Raw genomic sequence first — 23,995 nt, 5'->3', positions numbered from 1 at the left:
GAGGCAGATAGGGAAATTTCCTCTCTGCCTGTTTTTCTTATTATACAAGGACGAGAACGGCCGTTTATACAAACTGCTTTATTTAACATTTTTATCGACAGCCAAGACAAAGTCTCTAAGTACGTTTTGGTACTCTCTCACCGAATCTACATAAACCATTTCCTTCTCACCATGCCAATCATAGCCAACTGGTCCAAACTCGACCGCTGCTCCACCATACTCAGTAAAAAACTGACCGTCATTGGAACCATGCTGCCCAAAGATCCTTACATTTTCAAGTTGAGTTTGATTTCTTATCGAATCAGCCAGCAACTCTACATAAGGATTATCTTCCTTTGTCTTAACTGGCCGGTTGTGACTGTGAATACTTACAGTTCCATCCGTAATTTGCTCAATTTGCTTAATAATTTCTTCAGGTGATTGTTCCGGTAAATAGCGAATGTCAAGAGACATTTCACTTTTCTCAGGTACCTTATTGTATACAGTTCCACCATTCATCTTGGCTAAATTAATGGAGGGTTGTTCAAACATAGGAGAGCTTTCCTGTGCAAAAGGAAGCTCCAGAATTTCTTCATAGAGTTTGATGGCCTTGGTAATCGAATTATCGCCTTCCCACGGTCGGCTGCCATGGGCTGGTTTTCCATTAATAACAAAATCGAGCTGAAGCACACCCTTTGACTGAATGGCAATCCCCATATTCGTTGGTTCTCCACAAATAATAAAATCACCCAAATATCCTTTCTGTGTTAAATATTTGGTACCATGGTGTCCTCCAGTTTCCTCATCTGGTACAATTTGAAGCATCACTTTTGCCTTCAGATTGCTGTCTTTTAACTGAGCAACAGTCTCCATAGAAGCAGCTACACCTGCCTTCATATCAACTGTTCCACGCCCATACATTTTACCGTCATTTATAAAAGGCTGAAATTGTTCGTCCTCACCTTCTATGACATCAATATGACCATTGAATACAATCGTGCGGTCACCCTTGCCTACTTCACTCACCAGCATATGATAGCCATTATTCTCCAACCTTTCTACAGTAAGTCCTTTGTCTTCCAGCCAACCTGCACAATAATCAATTGCTTGGTTTGCGCCTTCTTTTGTTGAACTGTCTATTTTAACTAGTTCTTTCAGTAATTGTATTACATCATTCATCCTATCACTCCAATTCTTTCCTATTACATTCCTTTCATTTATAAAGCCTTTCATCACTCCTTTGAATAATGAAAGGCCTTTTTTTATAATATACTTTGTAAAAATCACATTCCGGATTGCTTTATTTCACTTAAGGTGTCTCCTGCAGTTTCTTCATGATTGTTTACAGAAATATCTCTTAGTGAGACAACTCCTTTTAATTGATCATCCTCTACAACCAATAGTCGTGAAATCTGGTGATCCTTCATTAGGCGAGAAGCTTCCATAACATCCATATCCGGGAGACCAGTTATTACCTTTTCCGTCATTATTTGCTGTGCCTCTACACTTTTATAATCCGTCTCCTTCGCCAATCCTTTAGTAACAATATCCCTGTCCGTAACCACACCAAGGAACTTATCATCCATAATCGGCACAAAACCTACATCGTTCGCATCCATCATACTGGCTAATGTTAACAAGTCATCCTTTGGCCTTGCTGTTACAACATCTTCCGTCATTATTTCTCGAAGTGCTGTCATGAGTAATGCCTCCTTAAAGTTTGTATGACATGCTATATAACCCAATGTTTGCGGTTAGTATTCATTACCCAAAATGAGGTTATGTAAAACAGGAATTTAAATAGTCCTGTATCGCTTTTTATAGCTTTCATAAAATAGCCACTTTATGTAAGGACTTAACCATTGCAATATCAGAACAAAAATAATGCTAATACATTTCAATCTGCACTAGCTTTCTTTATAATATAAATCAGAGGTGAGCAAGCAAATGGCACGGGAACGGAAATTTACAACAGAGGAAGTATTTGAAACAACAAAGCAGCTTCTTTTAGATTATGGATATGAAGGGTTTACGTTTAGTTTATTAGCAAATCATTTAAAAGTCTCAAGAGGAGCTATTTATAAATACTTTGAAAATAAAGAGGAACTCATCAGCGAATATATCATTTATCAAATGAAAGTATTTCTTTCTCAATTAGAACGAATCAACACGTATACCACGTTTGATGAACAGTTTGAGTATTTGATGGACATTATTTTAAATGATTATGAACTCCATCGAATAAGAAGAATCGCGATTGACATTCCAGCATCTGATAATGCAAAAGAGAAGGAAAACAAGAAACAACTAGATAATCTTCATTTAGATATGTATACAACACTTCAGCAGTTCATAAAATTGGGTAGGGAAGAAAAACGGTTAAATCCAAGAATTCCCGACAGCCTCATTCTGGGTTTTATTTTTCAAACTGTAGATATTCCCAATCACTACAATGTACCAAGAGAAGATTGGATTAAATCGATGAAAGAAATAATCATGAACGGGATTTCTAATTCGAATTAATTGACACCTGTGTCACTATTAAGCATAATAACACTTGTAACGCAGGTGAATTTTTTTTACCCAAAGTGACACAGGTGTAACTTTAAATAAAATAAGGAAGGAACACGACAAATGTATAAAATCTTACATGCTATTACAGATTATGTTTCTACTCGGAAAGGTTCATGGCTCGTTTTAGGTATATGGGTTATAGCAGTAGTTGTTTTGACTATGGCAGCTCCCAGTGCTAGGGATTATCAACTATCAGGTATAGATACGCTTCCAGAAGAGGCTTCCTCCGTTATTGCAAGCGAAAAAGTTACTTCCCACTTCGAATCATCGGATAGCCTTCCCGCTATTCTTGTATTTGAAGGGGATAGTGAAGTTTCCTTAGATTCATTAATTAAAATTGTCGAAGGACTAACCGCTGAAGAAATTGCTGGATTGGAGGAAATAGTTCCTCTCGGCAAGCTCCCACCACAAGCAACGGAGGGTTTCTTTTCAGAGGATCAAACTACAGCTATCATACCAGTTAATTTAGAATCGGGATTAGAAACAGAGGAAATCAAATCCATACTTGAGGAAATTTACAATGTGGTCGAAGAAAATACAGACTTTATATTGCATATTACCGGTCCAGCTGGTATTGCTGTTGATACAACGGATCTATTCTTAAGAGCAGATCTTGTCTTAATTTTCGCAACCGTGGGTATTATCCTAGTTTTATTGGTAGTGATTTATCGTTCGCCATTGATTGCACTTATTCCATTATTGGCTGCTGTATTTGTTTACCAGGTAGTCATGCAGATATTAGGAATATTAGGGTCCTCAGGACTTGATTTCAGTACACAAACTGTATCGATTATGACCATTCTATTATTTGCTGCAGTAATCGATTATTCCCTATTTGTATTCTCTAGATATAAAGAGGAATTAAAGGTTTACCAAGATAAACATGAAGCAATGAAGGTTGCAATGAGAGGAACTGGACTACCAGTCTTTTACTCTGGTGGTACAGTATTAGTAGCGATGCTCATTCTTATCTTTGCACAATTAGGGGACTACAAAAACTTCGCACCCATATTTGGTACAGCCTTAGCGGTTATTATGCTGTCCTCTGTTACTTTAGTTCCAGCTTTGTTTACGCTATTTGGAAGAAAATCCTTTTGGCCAATTATCCCGAAAGTTGGAGAGAATAGAGTCAAATCAAATTCCTTCTGGAGCAGAGTTGGCAGATTTGTTACAACAAAGCCAATCATCGCTGTTGTTTCAATTGGAGTATTTCTAATCATATCATCCATTAATGTCCAAAATATCCAATATGAATTTAACTTGCTAAAATCATTCCCAGAAGATATGCCTTCTCGAGTGGGGTATGAAGTATTAGAAGATAAATTTAATGCAGGTGATTTAGCTCCAACCACTGTTTTATTCGAATCAGATTCTGAAATAACAGAAGACAATCAAGCTGAATTAATGGATGTGTTGATGGATCAGCCACTTGTTAATAACGTCCGAATAGATGGAATGACAGAAGACAGAAAAGCAATTTCTTATAGCATGACATTTGAGATCAATCCCTATGATACAGAAACACTGGATGCATTAGAGTCCATTCAGGATAATAAGGGTGACATTATAGAAGATAGCAATGTAGACGGTGAGCTTTATTTCGCAGGAGAAACGGCCTCATCTGTTGATGACCGTTCCTATAATAATCGTGACCTCATTGTTATTGTTATACTTGAAACCATTCTCATTTTCATAATGTTAATCTTCCTTACTAAGTCAGTTAAGATGCCAATTTATATGATGGGGACGATTCTAGTCTCCTTTATAGCAGCTTTAGGGCTCGGTACATTTTTAATGATTCTATTCTTTGATATTGAAACGGTTAGCAATAGAGTACCAGTGTATGCCTTTATCTTTCTGGTGGCTCTGGGGATAGATTACAATATTATCCTAGTATCGCGCTTCCAAGAAGAAAGAAAACATCATTCCGTGAAAAAAGCTGTAGAAATCGCAGTAGCACATACAGGCGGAGTCATTTCCTCAGCTGGAATTATCCTTGCGTCAACATTCGCTGTCTTAATGACACAACCTGTACAATTACTGTTTGTATTTGGTTTTATTGTTGCTGTAGGTATACTTATTGATACATTCCTAGTTAGAGGGGTACTATTGCCAGGCTTGCTCGTCTTATTTGAAAAAGATAAACAAGGTGATAGATTAAAAGATGAATAGAAATTGATTGCTAATATGGCCACAATAGCTTCCAGAAGTAGTCGAATATTTCACTCGACATTCTAAGCACCTCATTGTGGCCAAGTTTTTTTACCTTAAATTAAAGGATAATACTGTTCATACCTCGGATTAGTATAATATGGAGGTCTAGGTCCTATTTTTGGCATGACAAAGGGAAACCAATTACCTGTGTATAAAACCTCTACCTTCTCATTAGAATGAGGCATTAACAACAACCTAACTTCAGGGCTGAAATAATAATCCAATATGTAACCTCCCTCTTTTACATACTTTCCTACAACCTATTCATTTTTATTAAGTTACGAGCAAGTCCTCTACCCCCTTCTTCTTATGCCCAAGCACGGCAATAGCCCAGTGAACATAAACTGAAAGGAATACTTGAGTGTTTGATTTTTTAATGAGGAGGGCTAACATGTCTGGAAATAATGACAGCCAGCACTACCCAATGTATCCGAATTATGGGAAGATCACACAATTTAAGGACGTTGCCATCACCGTTCCAGAGCAACGGCAATACCAACAGCCTGGTATAGAAGGTTTGATGGTACCGAAACCAATTATAGAAAACCCTAGTTATAAGGGATGCGATAAATTAAAAGGAAAAGTTGCCCTCATAACTGGTGGAGATAGTGGGATGGGCGCTGCTGCTGCAATTGCATTTGCTAAGGAAGGTGCAGATATTGCGATTTCCTATTTGAATGAACATGAAGATGCAAACCGAACGAAAAATAGAATTGAGGATCTAGAAAGACGTTGTTTGTTATTGCCTGGCGATCTAAGAGAAAAGCAGCAGTGCATTGATATTGTGGAAAAAACAATAAGAACATTTGGGAGTCTTGACGTTCTATGTAACCATGTGGGTATTCAATTTCAACAGCTAAGCTTATTAGATATTACAGATGAACAATTTGATGATACATTTAAAGTTAATATTTATTCCCATTTCTATACTACTCGGGCAGCATTAAAATACTTAAAAGCAGGGAGCTCCATCATTAACACCTCATCTGTTGTTGCTTTTCAAGGAAATGAGCAATTAATCGATTACACCGCCACAAAAGCTGCAAATGTAGGCTTTACACGCGCGCTAGCAAACAGTCTTGTAAAGAAAGGAATCCGTGTCAATGCCATCGCACCTGGGCGGATTTGGACTCCATTAATTCCAGCAAGCTTCTCCGCAGACCAGGTTCCACTTGCAGGTAACCCTATGGATCGCCAAGGACAACCATTTGAAGTTGCCCCAGCATTCGTTTTCCTTGCTTCCGATGATTCCAGATTTGTTACCGGCCAAATTATCCATGTCAACGGTGGGCAGGTATTGGCATAACAATGCCTGCTACTGAGTAGAACAGTAACAGGCAACTCTTTTTCTATCCCATTAATGCTGTCATCAACGCTTTCTGTGCATGCAGACGATTCTCCGCTTGCTGAAAAACAACCGAATGCTTTCCATCAATCACCTCTGCTGTTACCTCTTCCCCACGATGTGCAGGCAGGCAGTGCATAAAGGTGACATCCGGTTTTGCTAAGGAAAGCAATGCTTCATTCACTTGATACCCTTTAAATGCTATTTCCCTTTTTGCCTGTTCTTCCTCTTGCCCCATGCTCGCCCATACATCCGTATAAATAACATCCGCATCTTGAACAGCTAATTGTGGATCTTCCATAACTTGAATCGCTGCTCCATGTTTCTCTGCAATCTCTTTTGCTTTTTCCACAATGGTGTCCAGTGGCTGATAGTCAACTGGACAAACGACCGTTAAATCCATCCCCAAGAGGGCAGCACCAAGCATTAAGGAGTGTGCCATATTATTTCCATCCCCAATATAAACCACCTTCACGCCTTCCAAGGTACCCTTTATTTCTTTAATGGTCTGCAGATCTGCCAGCACTTGGCAAGGATGATATAAATCCGTCAATCCATTGATAACTGGTATACTCGCATAGTTGGCCAATTCCTCCACGGTTTCTTGCGCAAAGGTACGAATCATTATCCCATCCAAATACCCTGATAGCACTTGAGCGGTATCGGCAATTGTTTCTCCTCTGCCAATCTGAATATCTTTTGAACTTAAGAATATCCCTGAGCCACCTAGCTGGTATATCCCAGCTTCAAAGGAAACTCTCGTTCTAGTAGAAGATTTTTCAAAAATCATTCCTAACGTCTTGCCTTTAAGCGGTTCAAAAATCTCACCTTTTTTCTTCTTTTCCTTTACATAGTCTGCTAGATCTAATAAATATACCAATTCATTCTTTGTATAATCTGCTAAAGTTAAAAAATCTCTTCCTTTTAATTCCTCTTTTACTATAGGTTTATGTTTCTCCCCTGTTAGCATGGCGTTCTCTCCCTCAAAGTTATATGTATGAATTATTATGCATGAAAAAGAATAAATATTCAACACCTTTATTCATTCGGAGCCAAATTTATATAATATACTTTTTATACTTGATATATTTTTTATACTTGATATAATCAATTCTAAGAGGTGATAGACATGATGGTTTGTCCTTATATTGAAGCGGCCTTTAATGTCATAGGGAAAAAGTGGAATGGACAACTCATTCATTATTTATCTTTGTGTGAGGATTATACGGCACATTTTTCAGACATCAAAAGAGATTTGAAAAAAATCACACCAAGAGCTTTATCTCTCAAGCTTTCCGAGCTTGCCGAGGAAGGTCTTGCAGAAAAAATAATTGATAGTTCCACCTCTCCTGTTGGTATTTCGTACCAGCTGACAGAAAAAGGGATAGCTTTAGCAAGCAGCCTTAAACCCATTCAGGAATGGGCACAGCATTATATCAATATACAAGAAGAGAAGGAAGGGAAATCACATGAATAATAATAACAATATGGTTTGTGACTTAGAAACAGGTGTATGTGGTGTCGCTGGAGATGAGCAAATGGAGGTAATCGATTTGACTAAGCCAAATAAGAAAATTGATTTGTATTATGTAACCGATCCAATCTGTTCCCATTGCTGGGCATTAGAACCAGTGCTTCGCCGCTTTGTTAGTCAGTACGGAGAATATTTTAATTTCCAAACTGTAATGGGTGGTATGTTAGAAAAATGGGGAGATGGATTTGCAGATGCTGCAAATGGAATTGCTGGACCCTCTGACGTTGCTGGTCACTGGAGAGAAGTTGGAGAATATACTCGTATGCCAATCGACGGGAGCCTTTGGTACGACAACCCTGTGCACTCTTCTTATCCGCCATCTCGCGTATATAAAGTTATTCAACAACAGAATGAAGCATTGGCAAATGTATTTTTACGTCGTGCTAGAGAAGCGGTATTTGCCTTTAACGAAAATATTGCCGACAAAGACGTCTTAATCAAACTGGTGAACGAGCTTGGTCTAGATGGAAAGAAGGTCGTAGAACAAGCAGATGAACCAAGTGGGCAAAAGGTTTTGAATGAAGATTTTGGACTTGCAGCAAGCCTTGGTGTTCGTGGTTTTCCAACTATCATCATGGTAAATGAAGAGAAAAAGGGTGTTAAAATCGTAGGTGGTCGCCCTTTTGATTACTATGTTGCTGGCCTGAAGCAAGTATTAAATGATGAGGACTTAAATGCAAAAGATCAACCAGCCCTCTCTGCTTTACTTAAAGAAGAAGAATTATTGTTCTCTAAAGAAATTGAAGTTATGTATGACATAGAAAAAAATGATGTAGCTGCGTTTGTTGAGAAAGAATTGGCTGCTACACCTTATGAAACGAAAGAGATTCTTGGTGAAAACTATTTTGTTTTAAGTAAATAAAGAGCAGGACATCCATCTGTAAATGATGGATGTCCTTTCTCTTTAGCTTGTCTTTTTGATAATTAATACCTTGAGATAGTTTCCTTGCTGAAAATGTTTGTTGGTTTGAAAGTCTGCAGGTAGGGAGAATTCCTCCATAATCTTGTAAGAAGTATTCATCTCTTTAAACCCTTTTTCAATAAACCCTTTGAACTTCTTCATTCCAAAGGAGGCATTGTTGGTAGAAGCGACAATAATACCATCCTTTTCAGTAATCGAAATGGTATCTTTGATTAGTCCAGGATAATCCTTGGCCGTGCTAAAGGTGTGTTTCTTAGAACGAGCAAAGCTTGGCGGATCGAGGATAACCATATCAAATTTTAAATTCTTACGGTTAGCATATTTAAAGTAATCAAACACATCCATTACGATAATATCCTGCTGTTCAAAATCAATGCCATTTACACTAAATTGTTCAATGGTTTTTGATTTACTGCGTTTTGCAAGGTCCACACTTGTAGTCTTTAAAGCTCCACCAAGGGCTGCTGCCACAGAGAATGCTCCTGTATAAGAGAAGGTATTCAGCACATGCTTTCCTTTTGCATATTTATCGCGGATCGCTTTTCTTACATTTCGCTGGTCGAGGAAAATTCCAACCATTGCTCCGTCATTCAGATAAACCGCATAATTCATCCCATTTTCTTTCACAATAATTGGGAACTCACCACGTTCCCCTTTAACAAAATCGTCTGCCTCTACATATTGCCCTTTCGTGTCAAACCGCTTCTTTTCATAAATGGCTTTATATTCTCCCATTTCATCAAGCACACGAATAACACTATCCTTAAACGTATAAATGCCCTCACTATACCAGTTAATCGAATAGTAACCATCGAAATAATCAATCGTCAGCCCGCCAATCCCATCTCCTTCTCCATTAAAGATACGAAAGGCAGTCGTTTCCTTATCTTCATAAAAGGACTTTCGTTTGTTTATGGCGTTAAGGATTCTATTTTTAAAGAATAGAAAGTCGATTTTTTCATTTTCGTTATAGGATAATACCCAGCCTATACCCTTATTTTGATTACCATAGTAACCTTTTGCCAAAAATGCGCCCCTTGTATCGACTAAGTGAACAATACTCCCCTCTTTTTTTAATTCGTGGGGATTCGTTACACTTTCTTTCGTTATTAATGGAGCTTTATTCTGATACAGTTTTATATAATCTGATCTTATTTTTAATTTAACTACAGTACTCATCATTTCATCCTCATTGTTTTTTCCTATTATCGCATGTTTTGTTGTAAAAAGAAAAGAAAGCGGGAGAACACTTTAATTAGGCTGAGTGGTAGTTGATATAAAATGTGATTAACTGAATATAAGATAGTTTATCGTGTCACACCAAAAACACACTGGAAATACATGCTGGTGATTTCCGCTACGGGCAGTACGCTTTCCGCGGGCAACGTCTCAGCCTCCTCGGAAGAAGACCGCTTCCTGCGGGGTCTTCGCTTGTTGCTTTTCCCGCAGGAGTCGACTGCCCTCCGCTACAATCACTTCATATGAGGAGTTGTGTTTTCTTTATAGCACTATACTAGCGGAGGAAATACACGGAGACTCCTGCGGGATGAAAAGCCTAGCTGAGACCCCGCAGAGACGAAAGTCTCGAGGAGGCTCAGCAGCGCCCGCGGAAAGCGTAGTGTATTTCCGGAGCGGATTTTTACGCATTTCTTGAATTAAACTAATCAGAAGTCTATCTAAAATGCTCTAAGTAAAAGGGTGCCTCCAAAAGTTAAACTTCTGGGACACCCTTCTATTATGCAACATCATAGCCCTGTTCTTCTACCGCTTCTTTCATTGCTTCTACCGTAACTTTTGATTCATCATAAGAAACTGTCACATTTCCATTCTCTAAGTTAACCTCTGCGTTCGATACACCATCCAGTTGTTTAAGTGCACCTTCTACTGACATTTTGCAGTGTCCACATGACATTCCTTTTACATCTAACGTTTTTGTTTGCAAGCTTTTCACCTCCTTTAAGGTTCTTTACCACAGTTCAAGAGCCTTTATGTGGAGCAATTTCACTTTATATCTTTACTCGCTTCAATCTCAATGCATTCGTCACAACACTTACCGAGCTCAATGCCATGGCAGCTCCAGCTACCCAAGGTGCTAGAAGTCCTGCAGCGGCGATTGGTATTCCAGCGGTATTATAGCCAAAAGCCCAGAAAAGGTTTTGTCGAATATTCCTGATTGTTGCATGACTGATTTTAATTGCTTTAGGAATCAGCAATAGTTCGCCTCCAAGAATCGTAACATCCGCTGCCTCAATTGCTACCTCTGTTCCTGTGCCAATCGCAATTCCGATATCTGCAATAGCAAGTGCTGGGGCATCGTTTACACCATCTCCAACCATACCAACTTTCTTCCCTCGCAGCTGAATTTCTTTTACTTTATCTGCTTTCTCTTCTGGAAGCACACTAGCAATAACCGTATCAATGCCGACCTGTTTAGCAATTGCCTGAGCTGTACGTTCATTGTCACCGGTAAGCATGATGACCTCAAGACCCTGTTCTTTCAGCTGTTTAATTGCCTCTGGTGCTGTTTCCTTAATCGTATCTGCAACCGCGACGACACCTCTATACTCGCCATTAATAGCAATAAGCATCGCTGTTTTGCCCTCAATCTCAAATTGTGCCATTGCTTCTTCTGCATCGACGGCATTTACTTGATGATCCCGCATTAACTTCCGATTACCAACAAGGATCTGTTTCTCACCAACGGTAGCCTCTATTCCACGACCTGGTATCGCGTTAAATGCATCTACTTCTAAAAATGGCAGACTATTTTCAGTAGCATAAGCAACGATGGCTTCTGCAAGTGGATGCTCAGATCCTTTCTCTGCACTTGCAAGAAGTTTTAGAGTTTCTTCATTCCCTATAAATTCGGTTACTTCTGGTTTTCCTTTTGTTATTGTTCCTGTTTTATCTAAAACGATCGCTTCTAATTCGTGTGTACGTTCTAAGTGCTCTCCACCTTTAAATAGAATCCCGTCTTCTGCAGCTCTTCCAGTTCCAACCATTATCGAAGTTGGAGTTGCTAATCCAAGAGCACATGGACAAGCAATTACAAGTACCGCAATCGAGGCTACGAGTGCAGGTTCGAACTGGCCTGGTTGTACAAAGATTATCCAAATCATAAACGTAATAACAGCAATCCCTATGACAATTGGGACAAAATAACCTGATATCACATCTGCTAATCGCTGGAGTGGTGCTTTCGATCCTTGCGCTTCCTCAACGACTTTTACAATAGATGCAAGGGCTGTATCTTTTCCTACCTTTGTTGCCTCCATTTCAATCGATCCATTTTTATTAATCGTAGATCCGATAAGATTCGAGCCAGCTTCTTTTTCTATAGGAATGGATTCTCCTGTAATCATCGCTTCATCTACAGAAGTTCTTCCTTTGACAACCATACCATCTACCGGTATTTTCTCACCAGGCTTAACAATGAGATGGTCCCCAACAATCACCTCTTCTACCGGTACCATAATTTCTTCTCCGTTACGAGTGACACGTGCTTCTTTTGCTTGAAGATTAATGAGTTTTGAGATGGCAAGTGTCGTTTGGCTCTTTGCTCTTGTTTCCAGATATTTTCCAAACAGAATTAATGTAATAAGGATCGCACTTGTTTCAAAGTAAAGATGTGGCATATAGCCAGGATTTCCTATTGTCTTAAATGCTTCGTATAGACTGTAAAAATATGCTGCGCTTGTCCCCAAAGCGACAAGTACGTCCATGTTCGCTCCACCATTTCGCAGGTTTTTATACGCACCTACATAGAATTGCCAGCCGATGATAAATTGGACTGGCGTTGCTAAGGAAAATTGAAACCATGGATTCATAAAGATAGGTGGTATATCCATTCCAAACAAATGAACAAGCATGGTTAATAGTAGTGGTAACGAAAGCAGAGCCGAGACAATAAGCTTTGTTTTCATTTGCTTTAACTGCTTTTCCTTATGTGTTTGTTTCTCTTGTTTTTCAGCTTTTGGCTTTGCATCATAACCTATTTTTTGAATTTTACCGATTAAACTTGATTCATCAATCATGCCAGGATTGTATTCGATAGCTGCACTTTCCGTCGCAAGATTCACATTAGCCATCTTCACGCCTGGTTGTTTGCTAAGTACCTTTTCAATACGTGTAGAGCAAGCAGCACAGGTCATGCCTAAAACATCAAATTCCACTTTTTCAGTTAATACTCCATAGCCGATGTTTTCTATTTTCTCCGAGATATCCTCAACGGATGTCTTACCCGGGTTATAATCAATAGATGCCTTCTCTGTTGTTAAGTTTACTTGTGCTTCTACCCCATCCATTTTATTTAACACCTTTTCAATCCGATTAGAACAGGCAGCACAAGTCATGCCAGTAACACCTATAGTTGCATGCTTCACTTCACTCATTGCAAATCCTCCTCTCTACTTGGAAAACTGCTTCATAACCTCCATCAGTTCATCGATCGTCTCATGTCCTTCCCCTGACTTAATTGCATCACTTACACAATGCTTAATATGACGTTCTGTGACAGAGAAGCCAACATTCTTTAGTGCGGATTGAATGGCACTTATCTGAACGAGAATATCCATACAATAGCGGTCTTCATCCACCATTTTCTGTATTCCACGAACTTGACCTTCAATTCTCTTCAATCTATTAACGATTGCTTTCTTTTCATCCTTAGTTCTTGGCGTACTCGGGTGATCATGTAAAAATTCATTATTATCCATGAATTCACTTCCCTTCCTTCTAGTTATACTATACCCCCCTACCGTATAATAAGTCAAGTGGATGAACTCGTTTATATTTCTTCCTTAGTGAATGAGCGGTTCCGAGAAGATTTTATGCAGGATTTTTAACAGGGATGTTGTGAACTTTAGCGAATTACCCTTGAACTTTTAGTTTTTCCAACAAGCTCCTATATTTTCTTTCCACGATTCCTCCTATATAGAAAAAGACGAGGCATCCGCCCCGTCTCAAATCATTTATTTAATACTTCCTTCAGCTTTTCAATAAAGAATGTATTTTCTTCCTCTGTTCCAATCGTTACCCGAACGTATTCTGGCAGTCCCCAGATTTTTCCGTATCGAACAATAACCCCTTTTTCAAGTAAGGATTGATAAATATTCTCTGCATCTGGTCCTAATTGTACCAATACAAAGTTACTCATTGTTTCTACATAGGAAAGTCCCAATTCTGAAAATTCCTTGTAAAGTGTCTGTGCTCCAGTGGCATTGCTTTCTTTAGATACCTCGACATGCTTATCATCATTAATTGCTGCAATAGCTGCAGCTTGTGCTAAGCTGTTAACATTAAATGGTTCCTTAACCTTCAAAATGGTTTGAGTTACTTCCCTTGGTGCTACCCCGAAACCAACGCGCAAACCTGCTAATCCGTATACTTTGGAAAAGGTCTGCAATACCAGTATGGGGTATCCGGCTTTAACGAACTCAATTCCATCTGTATAGTCCTCAGCCGTTGCATAATGGCTGTACGCTCCATCAAATACGACTAACACGTGATCTGGCACAGCTTTTAAAAGTTTCTCGAATTCTGCCTTCGCTAAATATGTACCAGTTGGATTATTTGGCGAGCAAATGTACAGTAATTTGGTTTTGTCTGTAATAGCATCTATCATTCTTTCCACATTAAACTGGAATCCCTCATCAAATGGGACTGGAACAACGGTTGCCCCCATTAAATCAGCACCAAAGTCGTACTCACTGAAGGAAGGCGATGGAACAATAATCTCATCTCCTTGGTCTAGAAAAGCTTCTGAAATAAGAGTGATTAGCTCATCCGCTCCATTCGTCACAATAACCTGGTCTTTTTCTACGGTTAATTTCTTAGAGATGGCTTCCTTAAGGCTAACTGTGTCTGCATCTGGATAACGATGCAGGTCAGCTAAACCAGCTGAAATAGCAGCCACTCCTTTTGGTGAAGGCCCCTGAGGATTCTCATTAGACGCAAGCTTGACTACCTTATCTAACTTTAGCTCCTCCTGCAATTCCCAAATTGGTTTTCCTGGAGAATATGGTTTTATTTTTTCTAATACTTTACGCGGTTTAATCTGGGTCATTACTTGACATCCCTTCTATTTTGTATGAATTTATGTAGTTAAACAAATATATAGATAATTTTCATTATATTATATCCTATACCAAATAGATATGGTAACTATTTTTGAAAGTCCCACTATTTTTTCTCGATTAATTCCAGCGAAAACTTCCCAACGTTATTTTCCTTATATAAATTAGTAATTGATGTTGTATAGTTGCCAATTACAGCTGAAAACACAACTTTATCTTCAGGAATCTCAACAACAAAGTCATTCTTATAAAGCAAGGTAGTTACGTCATGATAGTTTTCACTATTCACATTGAACTTAAATCCAATTTTCATTCGGCGATCTGCTTGTTTTTCTTTATAAAAATCATAGGTATGGAGTGCCCGATCATTTATCTTCACAATTTTTTCCACGTTTACTCACTCCTCCAATTAAATTAGGTTATGATTTAATTTTATCAATTCAAATTGGCAATTACTAGTGACTGGTTTTATAGCAGAAGGACAAAGCACCGGGCAGGTACTTTGTCCTTCATTAGATATATCTTTTTATTTTCTTTCCCTCTTTTGCAGATTCCGAATTACACTTGCAAGCTTGGCCAAAAATCTAATCAACTATTCGCGGACATAGATTTGTTCATCCGCTTCAATAGAAACTCCCTCAGGAACTTGTATAATAATAATTTCACTGCTATACCCGATATCATCCGGCATTAGCTTCTCTCCAGAATACTGCCTGAATGGAAAGGTTGACTTAAAGGAAGAAAAATATAGCTCATTGGGTGCTGGCTCTATTATTTCCAGTGTTGTATGCTTTAAATCTATGGACGGCAAAGACAAATATTCTGCTATACTTATTCCCAATAAATGCGAAGAATTTTGATAATATGTAGCAATCACTTCTTGCTGCAATTCTTCCACTGCAACAACCTCTATTGGTACAGCATTTAAATCTTCTTGATTGCCTAACTCAATCGAAAGCGCGTCACCATCAAAAGCAAATTCCCATCTTTCCAGAACATAAGAAGGGTCAATTTCATCTAATTCTCCAGTATTTAATTTTTGATAGAATTCATCCATTTCCTCAAGGAATTCTTCATGTGTTGACATTTGGCCAACTTGGGTTTCTTCCATTGGAAGTAAAAAATATACAATTGCTGATAAAACTAGTAAACTCAGATACCCGAAGAAAAACCAGCGGACTTTTTTGCCACTGTTATTTAAACGACCGACAATAGAAGATATTATTAGCAGGACAGCAATTAAGATAATGATCGGCACTAAATTAAAGCTACTCATTTTCTAACCTCCTGTCCGTTAGATAACACCATAGAAATAAGGAATAGTATAAAGGACGTTCCAACTGTTTTTATGAAAACACTAAAGAAGGAGGAGTCATTAAAGTAAAATTGACTGATATCCATTAGGATGGTACTCCCAACAAATATAACCAAAGATCCAATGATGAATGCTGGAATGATAACAATAAAAAGCTTGTTTCGCTGCGTTAATTGACCGATTAAATAGCCTATTGCACTAAACATGAACAAATAAAAAATGGTTGTTAAAAACCCACTAACCCATTGGCCAACACTAATTTCTTGACTAGCTGCCATCCATCCGTGGTCGAAAAAGAGAAGCATCACAACTTTCAATAAATAAACAGCAAGTAAGGAAGTAATCGCACCAATGACACTTGCAACAAATAAGAAGGCAATATTAGAAAGGTTACTCGTTAAGTGGTTTGCTACAAACACATAATCTGTTTCGGTGTAGGTCTTCGTTGTAAGCATAATAGCAGTAATAAATGCCCAAATCATCGTAAAGACAAGCACAATATCTCCGGAGTAGAATTGAATGCTAACTCCGTTATAACCAATGGATGTCCCGATCATGCCTGTACCACTTAAGGAAAACAGTACGGCAATCAATTGAATAACGATCATCGAGGTAAAAAGACTTGTGTTTGCTTTACACTTATAACTAAATTGCTGACGTATAACTCTCTTTATATCAACGTTATTTAAAGACATCGTCAATCCCCCCTTTGGTTTGATTTGTTAGGTAAATACAGATATCACTGGCAGACACGGGGGTGAGCTCCATACCAAGCTGTTTTGCCTTCTCTAATGGAAGTCCCTCTCTTTTGAGCACTGCATAGGTAGCATTCTTCCCGACTTCTTTAACATAAATGACTTTTTTATTATGAATCCACTGCCTTACCATTTCGGTTCTTCCGGTTACTCCAATACCATACTCTTTTAATTCATCCATTGGCAGATGTAAGTATTTCCTTCCATTTTGAATGAGTAAGACATTTTCCAGTAAATCCTCCATCTCTTCCAAATGGTGACTAGAGAGAATCATTGTTCTTGGATGGTCCAGATAGTCTCTTAACAATGCACGATAAAAATCCTTTCGAACCGCTGCATCCATCCCGGTCGTTGGTTCATCAAGCAACGTTAATGCGCAGCGAGAGGCTATACCGATAATCATATGAAAAGTTGATTTCCTCCCTTTTGACAATTGGTCATGCTTCTGATTTTCGTGAAAAGAAAAATAGTTAAATAATCGTTCTGACAGCTGTTTATCCCAATTTGGATAGAATCGACTGGCTTCGTTTAAGATTTCTGAAAGGGTCATCGTAGTTGAAAAGGCAAGTTGGTCATCGATGTAGATACTGTTTACAGATACAAAGAGGTTGTGAAACGGCCGCTTGGAAAAGACCGTAACTTCCCCTGAAGTTTCCTTCCAATGTCCAGCTAAGATTTTTAATAAGGTTGTTTTTCCTGCTCCATTCCTTCCGATTAATCCAGTAATGGTGTGCTCCTTGATGGAAAAAGAAAGCTGATCAAGTGCTGTATGATTACCTTGCATTTTCGTTAATCCATTACACTCTATAACATTCATCTCGTATCCCCCTTGCTATCTTTCATAATTGTTTTTAACATCAATAATAATTCTTCATCTTGAACATGGAGAATCTTCGCCTCCATTGCTGCCTCTTCAAGTAGTCCCTTTAACTTGTGATTTTTCCTTTTGTCGATAATAATTTGCTTCGCCTCAGCTGTCACGAATTTTCCTAACCCCCGCTTCGTATAAAGAATATTTTCATCCGATAATAGATTTAATCCCTTTGCTGCTGTTGCTGGGTTAATGGTAAACATCTCCGCAAGCTTGTATTGTGAATACACTTTTTCATCATGTTTTAGATTTCCTATTAATATTTCCGTCTCAATCCATTCTGCAATTTGCACATAGATTGGTGTTGAACCATCTGAACTGATCAAATTTGCACCTCCGCTGAATTAGTGCATTACTCATGTAATGTAGTATATAATTTATTATATGTAAAAGCAATAGAAAAAGATGCCTATTTTCAGACATCTTTTGATACACGTTCGTATTGTTATTTTGCCACATTCCCATTTTGGTTAAAAAAGCTGTATCCAGAACCTTCGTATTACCTTACCGTCCTTGTCGATAAATGATTCGTCCTCCACACCGCCATTTTTTATAATCACCTTTGCAGAACCAATATTCTCCTTGTCACAAGTAACTAAAACACGTGGGATATTTAATTCCTTGCATTTCTTCAATGCTTCAGCAAGGATCCTAGTTGCATAGCCTTTTCCTCTTTCTGTGGGCCTAATGCCATAACCAACATGCCCACCAATCTGAAGTAAATCCTCATTTAACTCGTGGCGAATGTCTACCATTCCGACCAATGCTTTGTTATCATCGATTAACATGTATCCTGAGCTTGGAACCCAATTCCCGTCCCCCTTTTGTCGAGCAAAAAAGTTATCCAGGAAATCTGCATACGTTTCAAACTTGCTTATATTAAAGCTGCTCGGTACAAGCCTTGATGGCCCCCATTCTTCCACATAGCTTTTATGTTCATTCTGCCATTCCATAGATGGTTCTACTAATCTCATATCGTCCATCCCCCATTCTTAGAACACCTTACTCAGATATTATTTTTTCTGTCTAAATACTTTTACAAGTCCATCGACTATCTCCCAGATTAACCCTATTGCCATAAATACCAGTATCCATCTTGTAGATTGGTTCCATATTGTATGAACGGTCTGATATGCCTCAGTACCTTCTGATAGAACACCATATTGAACCAATTCATTCATAAAAGTTGGATTCCAAAATTCTGGTTCAGAAATCATAAGCATGACCACTAAGAACGAAACTACGTTTAGAATCGCCGTAAATACAACCAGTTGAACATTCCATTTTCTATATACGAGTTTAAGGCTTTCTTTTATAATACCAAATCCTAAAATAAGAATGATGAATAGTAGAAATATATTATTGGCTTCTGGATTTAAAAATGGAATGGCTCCTCTATATCCATCTCGAAAAATCCATACGCCAAAGTAATTCGTCGAAAACGAAAATAATGCAATGAGGAAGACATAAAATATAATTCCCGCGATTGGGTCCGTGCGCTTTATTTGTCCCTTCGTATCTGGAATAGGAGGTAAGTCTGATGGTTTCCATTCCTTTTCCATTTTTAAATCTTTTGGATTAATCTCACTAAAGTGCTCGGCAAGTGCAAACCAAATTGCAGTCCAGCCAAATGCTGTAGGAATTACTGTAACAACCGTAACAATAAGGTCAATAAAATGTTCAAGAATAGACATCGGCTCTATAATAATTTGTACGACAAATTCTATTGCCAATACAATAGACAAGGTTATCATGACAACTTTTAATACTAATATAAAAGAATCGTATAATTCTGGCCCAATAAGATAATTCTTTGACTCACGGTATTGCCCAGCTAAATTCTTTGGGTTTCCTAACTCTTGCAATACTTCTTCTACATCACGATCTGTAGGTTTCCTCCCCTCTACCCGTTCCTCTAACATATCCTGTATGAGGCCACGTAATTCTATTGAAATTTCCTCTCTTTGGGATTGTGGTAACTTTTGTATAACTGCATAAATATACCTTTCAATCAGCTCCATTTTCTTCTTCTCCTTTTTGTTGAATGACATGATTCAAACTATCTACAATGCCCATCCATTCACCAACCAGTAAACAATATACTTCTTTCCCAGTCTTACTTAATAAATAATACTTCCGAGGTCTGGACTCATTTGTATCCCACTTACTATCCAGTAACCCCTGCTTCTCCAGCCTCCTTAGCAATGGATAAAGTGTTCCCGGCTCTACATGAATGCCTTTATCCCCTAACATAGTAACAAGCGAATATCCATATTGAGGTTCAGAGAGCTGGCTAAGAACTCCAATTGTTAGAGTTCCGCGTCTTAATTCTTGCATCAGTTTATCTAAATGGTCATTTACATTACTCACGTTATCAACTCCTAAACTCATTATAGTGTATGTCGCACACTATTGTAAAGTTCATATTATTTAACTATATATATTGTTATGTTGATGAGGATATAATACGATAGGAAATAGGAAACCATATGTAATAGAATGACAACAATTAGGGAGTAAAGAAGTATGAAAATATACGTAGATGCAGATGCTTGTCCTGTTAAAGACATCATTATTAAAGAAGGTACAAATTTGGGAATACCAGTGGTCCTTGTAACAAGCTTTTCCCATTTCTCAACGGAGATACAACCCTCAGGGGTGGAAATAATCTATGTAGATACTGGTACGGACGCAGCCGATTATCGTATTATGAAACTAGCGAAAAAGGGGGATATCATTGTTACACAAGATTACGGTTTAGCCTCGCTTGGCTTACCAAAGGGGTGTATCGTTCTCCACCATAAAGGTTTCGCCTATACCAATGAAAATATAGATCAACTATTGCAAACCCGCTATTTAAGCGCAAAGGCTAGAAAAAGCGGGAAACGGACAAAAGGGCCAAAACCTTTTACAGAAGAAGACCGGGGAAAGTTTAAAAAGCTTTTTATCCAAACGCTTAAAGAAGCTACCTCTTAAGTTCATTAATAACTTAAAGGTAGCCATTGGCTTTCTTATTTCTGGATTATAAAATTACTTTGAAGTACTGGCCAATTCTGTGGAAAGGGGCTGCCTAATACCCAATATCCTACTCCTCTTAGACCATACTCTTTCACTGTTTCATACTTGGCTTGTATACTTCGTGCGTCCTCAAACCAAACTTCATGTTCCTGATCGCTTTCATCAACATAACGGAAAAAAGGAGATTGATATGTTTGGTTATACTGTATGCTGGCCCCGTATCTTGCCGCAAGTTGAACTGCTTCCTTTGGACTTACCGTTCTAGCAAATGTACCCTGCTGCCAAGGTATCTTCCAATCACGCCCATAGAGAGGGATTCCCATCATGATCTTATCCCTGTGAATCTCTGTCACCGCATAATCCAGTACCTTGCGAACTTCATTAATCGGTGCAATTGCCCATGGTCTACCCCCAGCCCAGCCCCACTCATATGTCATAACTACAACAAAATCCACTATTTCCCCATGGGCTTTATAATCATGTGCTTCATAAAGTATTCCCTTTTGGTCTGCACTAGTTTTTGGAGCTACTGCTGTTGAGACAAGATAGCCTAGTGGATGTAAACTTTCAACCATTCGACGTAAAAAAGCATTGTAGTTCTCCCTGTCTTCAGGGTAAACATATTCAAAATCGATATTAATTCCTCCGGCTTTCTTATCCCGTATCTCTTGAATGACATTTGCGATCAGAGTTTCTTGTATACTAGCACTTCTCAAAATCGTTGCTGCTAGATCCGAATTAAATTCGGAATTTCTGAAATTCGTTAAAGTAAGTAATGGGGCAACCCCATTGAGTCTCGCTGCATCAAGTACCGGTTTATCTTGCAGCTCCGTTAGTGAACCATCTTCTCTAATGCTATACATAAAAGATGACAAATACGTAAAATTTCTCCCTAACCGAAGAACTTCTTGTCTGCCTGCTTCATCAAATTCAGTAGCATACGCATTTACCTCTATTGAAGGTCTAATATTAGGAATACGAATCGTTTGACCAGCGTAAATGAGCGACGGATTCAGAATGGATGTCGCCTGTAAGAGCTGAGTCAATGGAATTCCATAACTTGAAGCAATAGACCAGAGTGATTCCCCTTGTCTTACAACATGCGGGAAATACGGCAACACAAGCATTTGCCCAGCATAGATTAGAGAAGGATTCATGATTTGGTTAGCAGCAGCAAGCTCTCGGACTGTTACCCCATATCGTGATGCAATAGATTCTAACTTATCCCCAGGTTGTATAACATATTCTCTCATTAAATCCGGTATTACAAGTGCTTGGCCAATGACTAAAATATCTGGGTTATCTATCTCGTTAATTAGAATGATTTGGTTAATTGGTATGTTATATTGCTGTGAAATCCCCCATAATGACTCACCTCTCTGCACAACATGAATTCGCATATTATCCTCCTAATAGATTAAAATCTAATCCAATATATTCAAACAAACGTTTGTCCTAGAATTAAAAAAGTGCTGAAGGATAGTCACTTCAGCACTTTTTAACATGAGATATAATAAACCTGCTATTAGGTATACTTGGAACTCTTCTCATACTATAATTTAAATTCTGATTTGGTACATCATACTGTATTTGATTAATTATTACATTTATACTTACCTTCATCACCCTCAGTGTTATCCATTCACCTGGACATCGATGCCCCATATGATGGCTGCCCCCACCTTGTGGTATCAGGTCAAAGGCATTTTCTGGTCTCTCTTTAAACCTTTCTGGATTAAATACAAATGGCTCATTCCATAAATCAGAATGATGGTTGGTTCCATATATATCTAATAAGACCAGATTCCCTTTCTTAAAATCATGCCCTTTCCAGAGAAAGTCATCCCGAACACGCGCCGCTGCAAACGGAAAAAACGGATAGTAACGGCGGATTTCTTGGACAAACATCTCTAAGTAGGATTCGTCATTGCTTTTTAGCTTTTCACGTTCCTCCGGATATTGGTGAATAGCTAAAGCACTAAATACAATATAAACTGCGATTGCCACGATAGGCCTTAGTATATTTAATACTTCAGCAGCTATTATATTAGAATCTAATAATTCCCCATCTTCATCACGATACATCGCCATCTTATATAATGCTGTTTGCTTTGAGGTATCCTTTTCATCATTGCGAATTTCTTCCACTAGATTAGCTATCCATTTCTCAGCTTGATTCCTTGCATGCCGTCCCCTCCAGTGTCTCAGACCGATTGCTGCAGCCGAATCGAATAATGCAGAAAGCTGATCCGCCCGGAGCTTGGCTTCTTGCTCTTTTAAGGGAACACCTGCCCATTTACATGCAACTTTCGTTAATAATAACTTTGCTTCTTCAAAGAGGATAACTTTATCCTTCCTTTCCCAAGAGTTAATAGTATCTTGCCACAGTGCGTATGTAATATTTTCAATTTCCTGAAGTCCCTCGTCAGTCATTAAAGACATAAATAGTGCCTTCCTTTGTTTATGTCTTTTATTATCTAGAGTCTGTACAACGTTTTCCCCAAATAATGTTTGACGTACGCGTTTTGGAGCAGCGCCTTTTCTTATAAATTTATTTTCATCATAAAAAACCTCGGCTGCTTCTTTACCAGCAATACATATGGTTTTTTGGCCACCTAATAAACGTGTCTCGAAAATATCTCGATTATATTGGTTACGCCGATTTGTTATATATTGGTATCCCTCAAGCAATAGAGCTAAACTATTATCTAATCCTCGATCAATCGGTATTTGTTCACGATATGGCATATGTCTTTGCTCCTTTAACTATTTGTATATTGATATGCTTGGGTAATTCTCGCTCCTTTATACATTTTGCTCAAAAAAAGGGGAGCAAATGACTCAGGAGTATACTTGCTTAATAGAGGAATATGTTAGATCATGACTTTAACTTCGATTTAGATATGTATACCCTTTTTTAACTGTTAGTACACTTTGTAAGAAAAAAAACTTGGGTTTTGCCAGTCCTTTAGTTGCCTGTTTAGAAGATCCCAGATAGTAAATTATGTCTAGAAGATTTATTTACTGTCCTAATTTAATAAATACTGTCAATATAGATCGATAATGTCCGTAGCATTGTATTTCCAATAAAAAAAGTCAGGATACAAAAAATTGTATCCTGACTTTTCGTTGCCTGGCGGTGTCCTACTCTCGCAGGGGAAACCCAACTACCATCGGCGCTGGAGAGCTTAACTTCTGTGTTCGGTATGGGAACAGGTGTGGCCTCTCCGCCATCACTACCAGACAAATATGAAATTCAAGGCTTGCGCCTTCAAAACTAAATAAGAGTAAACAACGATTAAAGAAGTTAGTTAAGTCCTCGATCGATTAGTATCCGTCAACTCCACGTGTCACCACGCTTCCATCTCGAACCTATCAACCTCATCGTCTCTGA

The 23,995-nt window shown here is 38.4% G+C and carries 24 protein-coding genes and 2 rRNA genes; 6 read left to right on the top strand and 20 right to left on the bottom strand.

What is annotated here, in order from left to right; genetic code table 11:
- Positions 1-78: 78 nt before the first annotated feature.
- Both D8M04_RS15565 and D8M04_RS15560 read right to left on the bottom strand, forming a co-directional pair.
- Entirely contained in the window at positions 79-1,158 is a 1,080-nt protein-coding gene (locus D8M04_RS15565; RefSeq protein ID WP_121524491.1) for a M20 family metallopeptidase, read from the bottom strand.
- 104 nt (positions 1,159-1,262) lie between these two features.
- Positions 1,263-1,679: a CBS domain-containing protein gene (locus tag D8M04_RS15560; protein ID WP_121524344.1), complete on the bottom strand. Its 417-nt coding sequence runs from the start codon at positions 1,677-1,679 to the stop codon at positions 1,263-1,265.
- A 247-nt stretch (positions 1,680-1,926) separates the two neighbouring features.
- Here D8M04_RS15560 and D8M04_RS15555 point away from each other — a divergent pair, with 247 nt between their 5' ends.
- The 3 genes from D8M04_RS15555 (at position 1,927) to D8M04_RS15545 (ending at position 6,073) form a co-directional block, all read left to right on the top strand.
- Positions 1,927-2,502 (top strand): TetR/AcrR family transcriptional regulator, encoded by a 576-nt coding sequence (locus D8M04_RS15555; protein ID WP_121524343.1) that lies wholly within the window; start codon positions 1,927-1,929, stop codon positions 2,500-2,502.
- Between the two features lie 111 nt (positions 2,503-2,613).
- On the top strand, positions 2,614-4,725 hold the full coding sequence (locus D8M04_RS15550; RefSeq protein ID WP_121524342.1) for an MMPL family transporter: 2,112 nt from the start codon (positions 2,614-2,616) through the stop codon (positions 4,723-4,725).
- Positions 4,726-5,158: 433 nt separating this feature from the next.
- Positions 5,159-6,073, top strand: coding sequence for an SDR family oxidoreductase (locus D8M04_RS15545; protein ID WP_121524341.1), 915 nt, complete (start codon positions 5,159-5,161; stop codon positions 6,071-6,073).
- Between the two features lie 43 nt (positions 6,074-6,116).
- Here the strand turns inward: D8M04_RS15545 and argF are convergent, their stop codons facing one another.
- Entirely contained in the window at positions 6,117-7,082 is a 966-nt protein-coding gene (argF, locus tag D8M04_RS15540) for an ornithine carbamoyltransferase (protein WP_121524340.1), read from the bottom strand.
- A gap of 159 nt (positions 7,083-7,241) precedes the next feature.
- On the opposite strand from argF, the gene D8M04_RS15535 reads away from it, so the two are divergent.
- Positions 7,242-7,589, top strand: coding sequence for a winged helix-turn-helix transcriptional regulator (locus D8M04_RS15535; protein WP_121524339.1), 348 nt, complete (start codon positions 7,242-7,244; stop codon positions 7,587-7,589).
- Positions 7,582-8,508, top strand: coding sequence for a DsbA family protein (locus tag D8M04_RS15530; protein ID WP_121524338.1), 927 nt, complete (start codon positions 7,582-7,584; stop codon positions 8,506-8,508). Before D8M04_RS15535 ends, D8M04_RS15530 begins: the two co-directional genes overlap by 8 nt.
- 42 nt (positions 8,509-8,550) lie before the next feature.
- Here D8M04_RS15530 and D8M04_RS15525 read toward each other — a convergent pair whose 3' ends face one another.
- From D8M04_RS15525 to D8M04_RS15465, 13 genes are all read right to left on the bottom strand, one after another.
- Entirely contained in the window at positions 8,551-9,747 is a 1,197-nt protein-coding gene (locus D8M04_RS15525) for a class I SAM-dependent rRNA methyltransferase (RefSeq protein WP_121524337.1), read from the bottom strand.
- Positions 9,748-10,303: 556 nt separating this feature from the next.
- Complete coding sequence (gene copZ, locus D8M04_RS15520; RefSeq protein WP_121524336.1) at positions 10,304-10,510, bottom strand: copper chaperone CopZ; 207 nt, start codon at positions 10,508-10,510, stop codon at positions 10,304-10,306.
- 64 nt (positions 10,511-10,574) lie between these two features.
- Positions 10,575-12,959 (bottom strand): heavy metal translocating P-type ATPase, encoded by a 2,385-nt coding sequence (locus D8M04_RS15515; RefSeq protein WP_121524335.1) that lies wholly within the window; start codon positions 12,957-12,959, stop codon positions 10,575-10,577.
- A gap of 15 nt (positions 12,960-12,974) precedes the next feature.
- The gene (locus D8M04_RS15510; protein WP_121524334.1) at positions 12,975-13,283 is read right to left on the bottom strand and encodes a metal-sensing transcriptional repressor; all 309 of its coding nucleotides are present in this window, start codon (positions 13,281-13,283) and stop codon (positions 12,975-12,977) included.
- A 251-nt stretch (positions 13,284-13,534) separates the two neighbouring features.
- Positions 13,535-14,632, bottom strand: a complete 1,098-nt coding sequence (gene hisC, locus D8M04_RS15505; RefSeq protein WP_121524333.1) for a histidinol-phosphate transaminase — start codon at positions 14,630-14,632, stop codon at positions 13,535-13,537.
- 116 nt (positions 14,633-14,748) lie between these two features.
- Positions 14,749-15,033 (bottom strand): DUF3219 family protein, encoded by a 285-nt coding sequence (locus D8M04_RS15500; protein ID WP_246001297.1) that lies wholly within the window; start codon positions 15,031-15,033, stop codon positions 14,749-14,751.
- Positions 15,034-15,234: 201 nt separating this feature from the next.
- Positions 15,235-15,918, bottom strand: a complete 684-nt coding sequence (locus D8M04_RS15495) for a hypothetical protein (RefSeq protein WP_121524332.1) — start codon at positions 15,916-15,918, stop codon at positions 15,235-15,237.
- Positions 15,915-16,652: a hypothetical protein gene (locus D8M04_RS15490; protein ID WP_121524331.1), complete on the bottom strand. Its 738-nt coding sequence runs from the start codon at positions 16,650-16,652 to the stop codon at positions 15,915-15,917. The genes D8M04_RS15495 and D8M04_RS15490 overlap by 4 nt, the downstream gene beginning before the upstream one ends.
- Positions 16,639-17,529: an ATP-binding cassette domain-containing protein gene (locus tag D8M04_RS15485; RefSeq protein ID WP_121524330.1), complete on the bottom strand. Its 891-nt coding sequence runs from the start codon at positions 17,527-17,529 to the stop codon at positions 16,639-16,641. The genes D8M04_RS15490 and D8M04_RS15485 overlap by 14 nt, the downstream gene beginning before the upstream one ends.
- Positions 17,526-17,909 (bottom strand): GntR family transcriptional regulator, encoded by a 384-nt coding sequence (locus D8M04_RS15480; RefSeq protein ID WP_121524329.1) that lies wholly within the window; start codon positions 17,907-17,909, stop codon positions 17,526-17,528. Before D8M04_RS15480 ends, D8M04_RS15485 begins: the two co-directional genes overlap by 4 nt.
- 144 nt (positions 17,910-18,053) lie before the next feature.
- Positions 18,054-18,557 carry a GNAT family N-acetyltransferase gene (locus D8M04_RS15475; protein ID WP_121524328.1) on the bottom strand — a complete coding sequence of 168 codons (504 nt, stop codon included), beginning with the start codon at positions 18,555-18,557 and terminating at the stop codon, positions 18,054-18,056.
- Between the two features lie 39 nt (positions 18,558-18,596).
- Positions 18,597-19,604: an HAAS signaling domain-containing protein gene (locus D8M04_RS15470; protein ID WP_121524327.1), complete on the bottom strand. Its 1,008-nt coding sequence runs from the start codon at positions 19,602-19,604 to the stop codon at positions 18,597-18,599.
- The gene (locus tag D8M04_RS15465; protein WP_246001296.1) at positions 19,591-19,953 is read right to left on the bottom strand and encodes a PadR family transcriptional regulator; all 363 of its coding nucleotides are present in this window, start codon (positions 19,951-19,953) and stop codon (positions 19,591-19,593) included. The genes D8M04_RS15470 and D8M04_RS15465 overlap by 14 nt, the downstream gene beginning before the upstream one ends.
- Before the next feature lie 156 nt (positions 19,954-20,109).
- Between D8M04_RS15465 and D8M04_RS15460 the strand changes: the two genes are divergently transcribed.
- Positions 20,110-20,559, top strand: coding sequence for a YaiI/YqxD family protein (locus D8M04_RS15460; protein ID WP_121524325.1), 450 nt, complete (start codon positions 20,110-20,112; stop codon positions 20,557-20,559).
- 35 nt (positions 20,560-20,594) lie between these two features.
- Here the strand turns inward: D8M04_RS15460 and D8M04_RS15455 are convergent, their stop codons facing one another.
- The 4 genes from D8M04_RS15455 to D8M04_RS15440 all read right to left on the bottom strand — a co-directional run.
- Complete coding sequence (locus D8M04_RS15455; protein WP_121524324.1) at positions 20,595-22,001, bottom strand: glycoside hydrolase family 18 protein; 1,407 nt, start codon at positions 21,999-22,001, stop codon at positions 20,595-20,597.
- Between the two features lie 88 nt (positions 22,002-22,089).
- Positions 22,090-23,349, bottom strand: coding sequence for a CYP152 family fatty-acid peroxygenase CypC (cypC, locus tag D8M04_RS15450; RefSeq protein WP_121524323.1), 1,260 nt, complete (start codon positions 23,347-23,349; stop codon positions 22,090-22,092).
- A gap of 383 nt (positions 23,350-23,732) precedes the next feature.
- Positions 23,733-23,845, bottom strand: a 5S ribosomal RNA gene (gene rrf / locus D8M04_RS15445).
- Positions 23,846-23,908: 63 nt separating this feature from the next.
- A 23S ribosomal RNA gene (locus D8M04_RS15440) occupies positions 23,909-23,995 on the bottom strand; the annotation flags it as partial.

It is taken from the genome of Oceanobacillus piezotolerans (assembly GCF_003665065.1).
In the GTDB taxonomy this organism is placed as follows: domain Bacteria; phylum Bacillota; class Bacilli; order Bacillales; family Amphibacillaceae; genus Oceanobacillus; species Oceanobacillus piezotolerans.
This window is presented reverse-complemented; position numbering and strand designations above follow the sequence as displayed.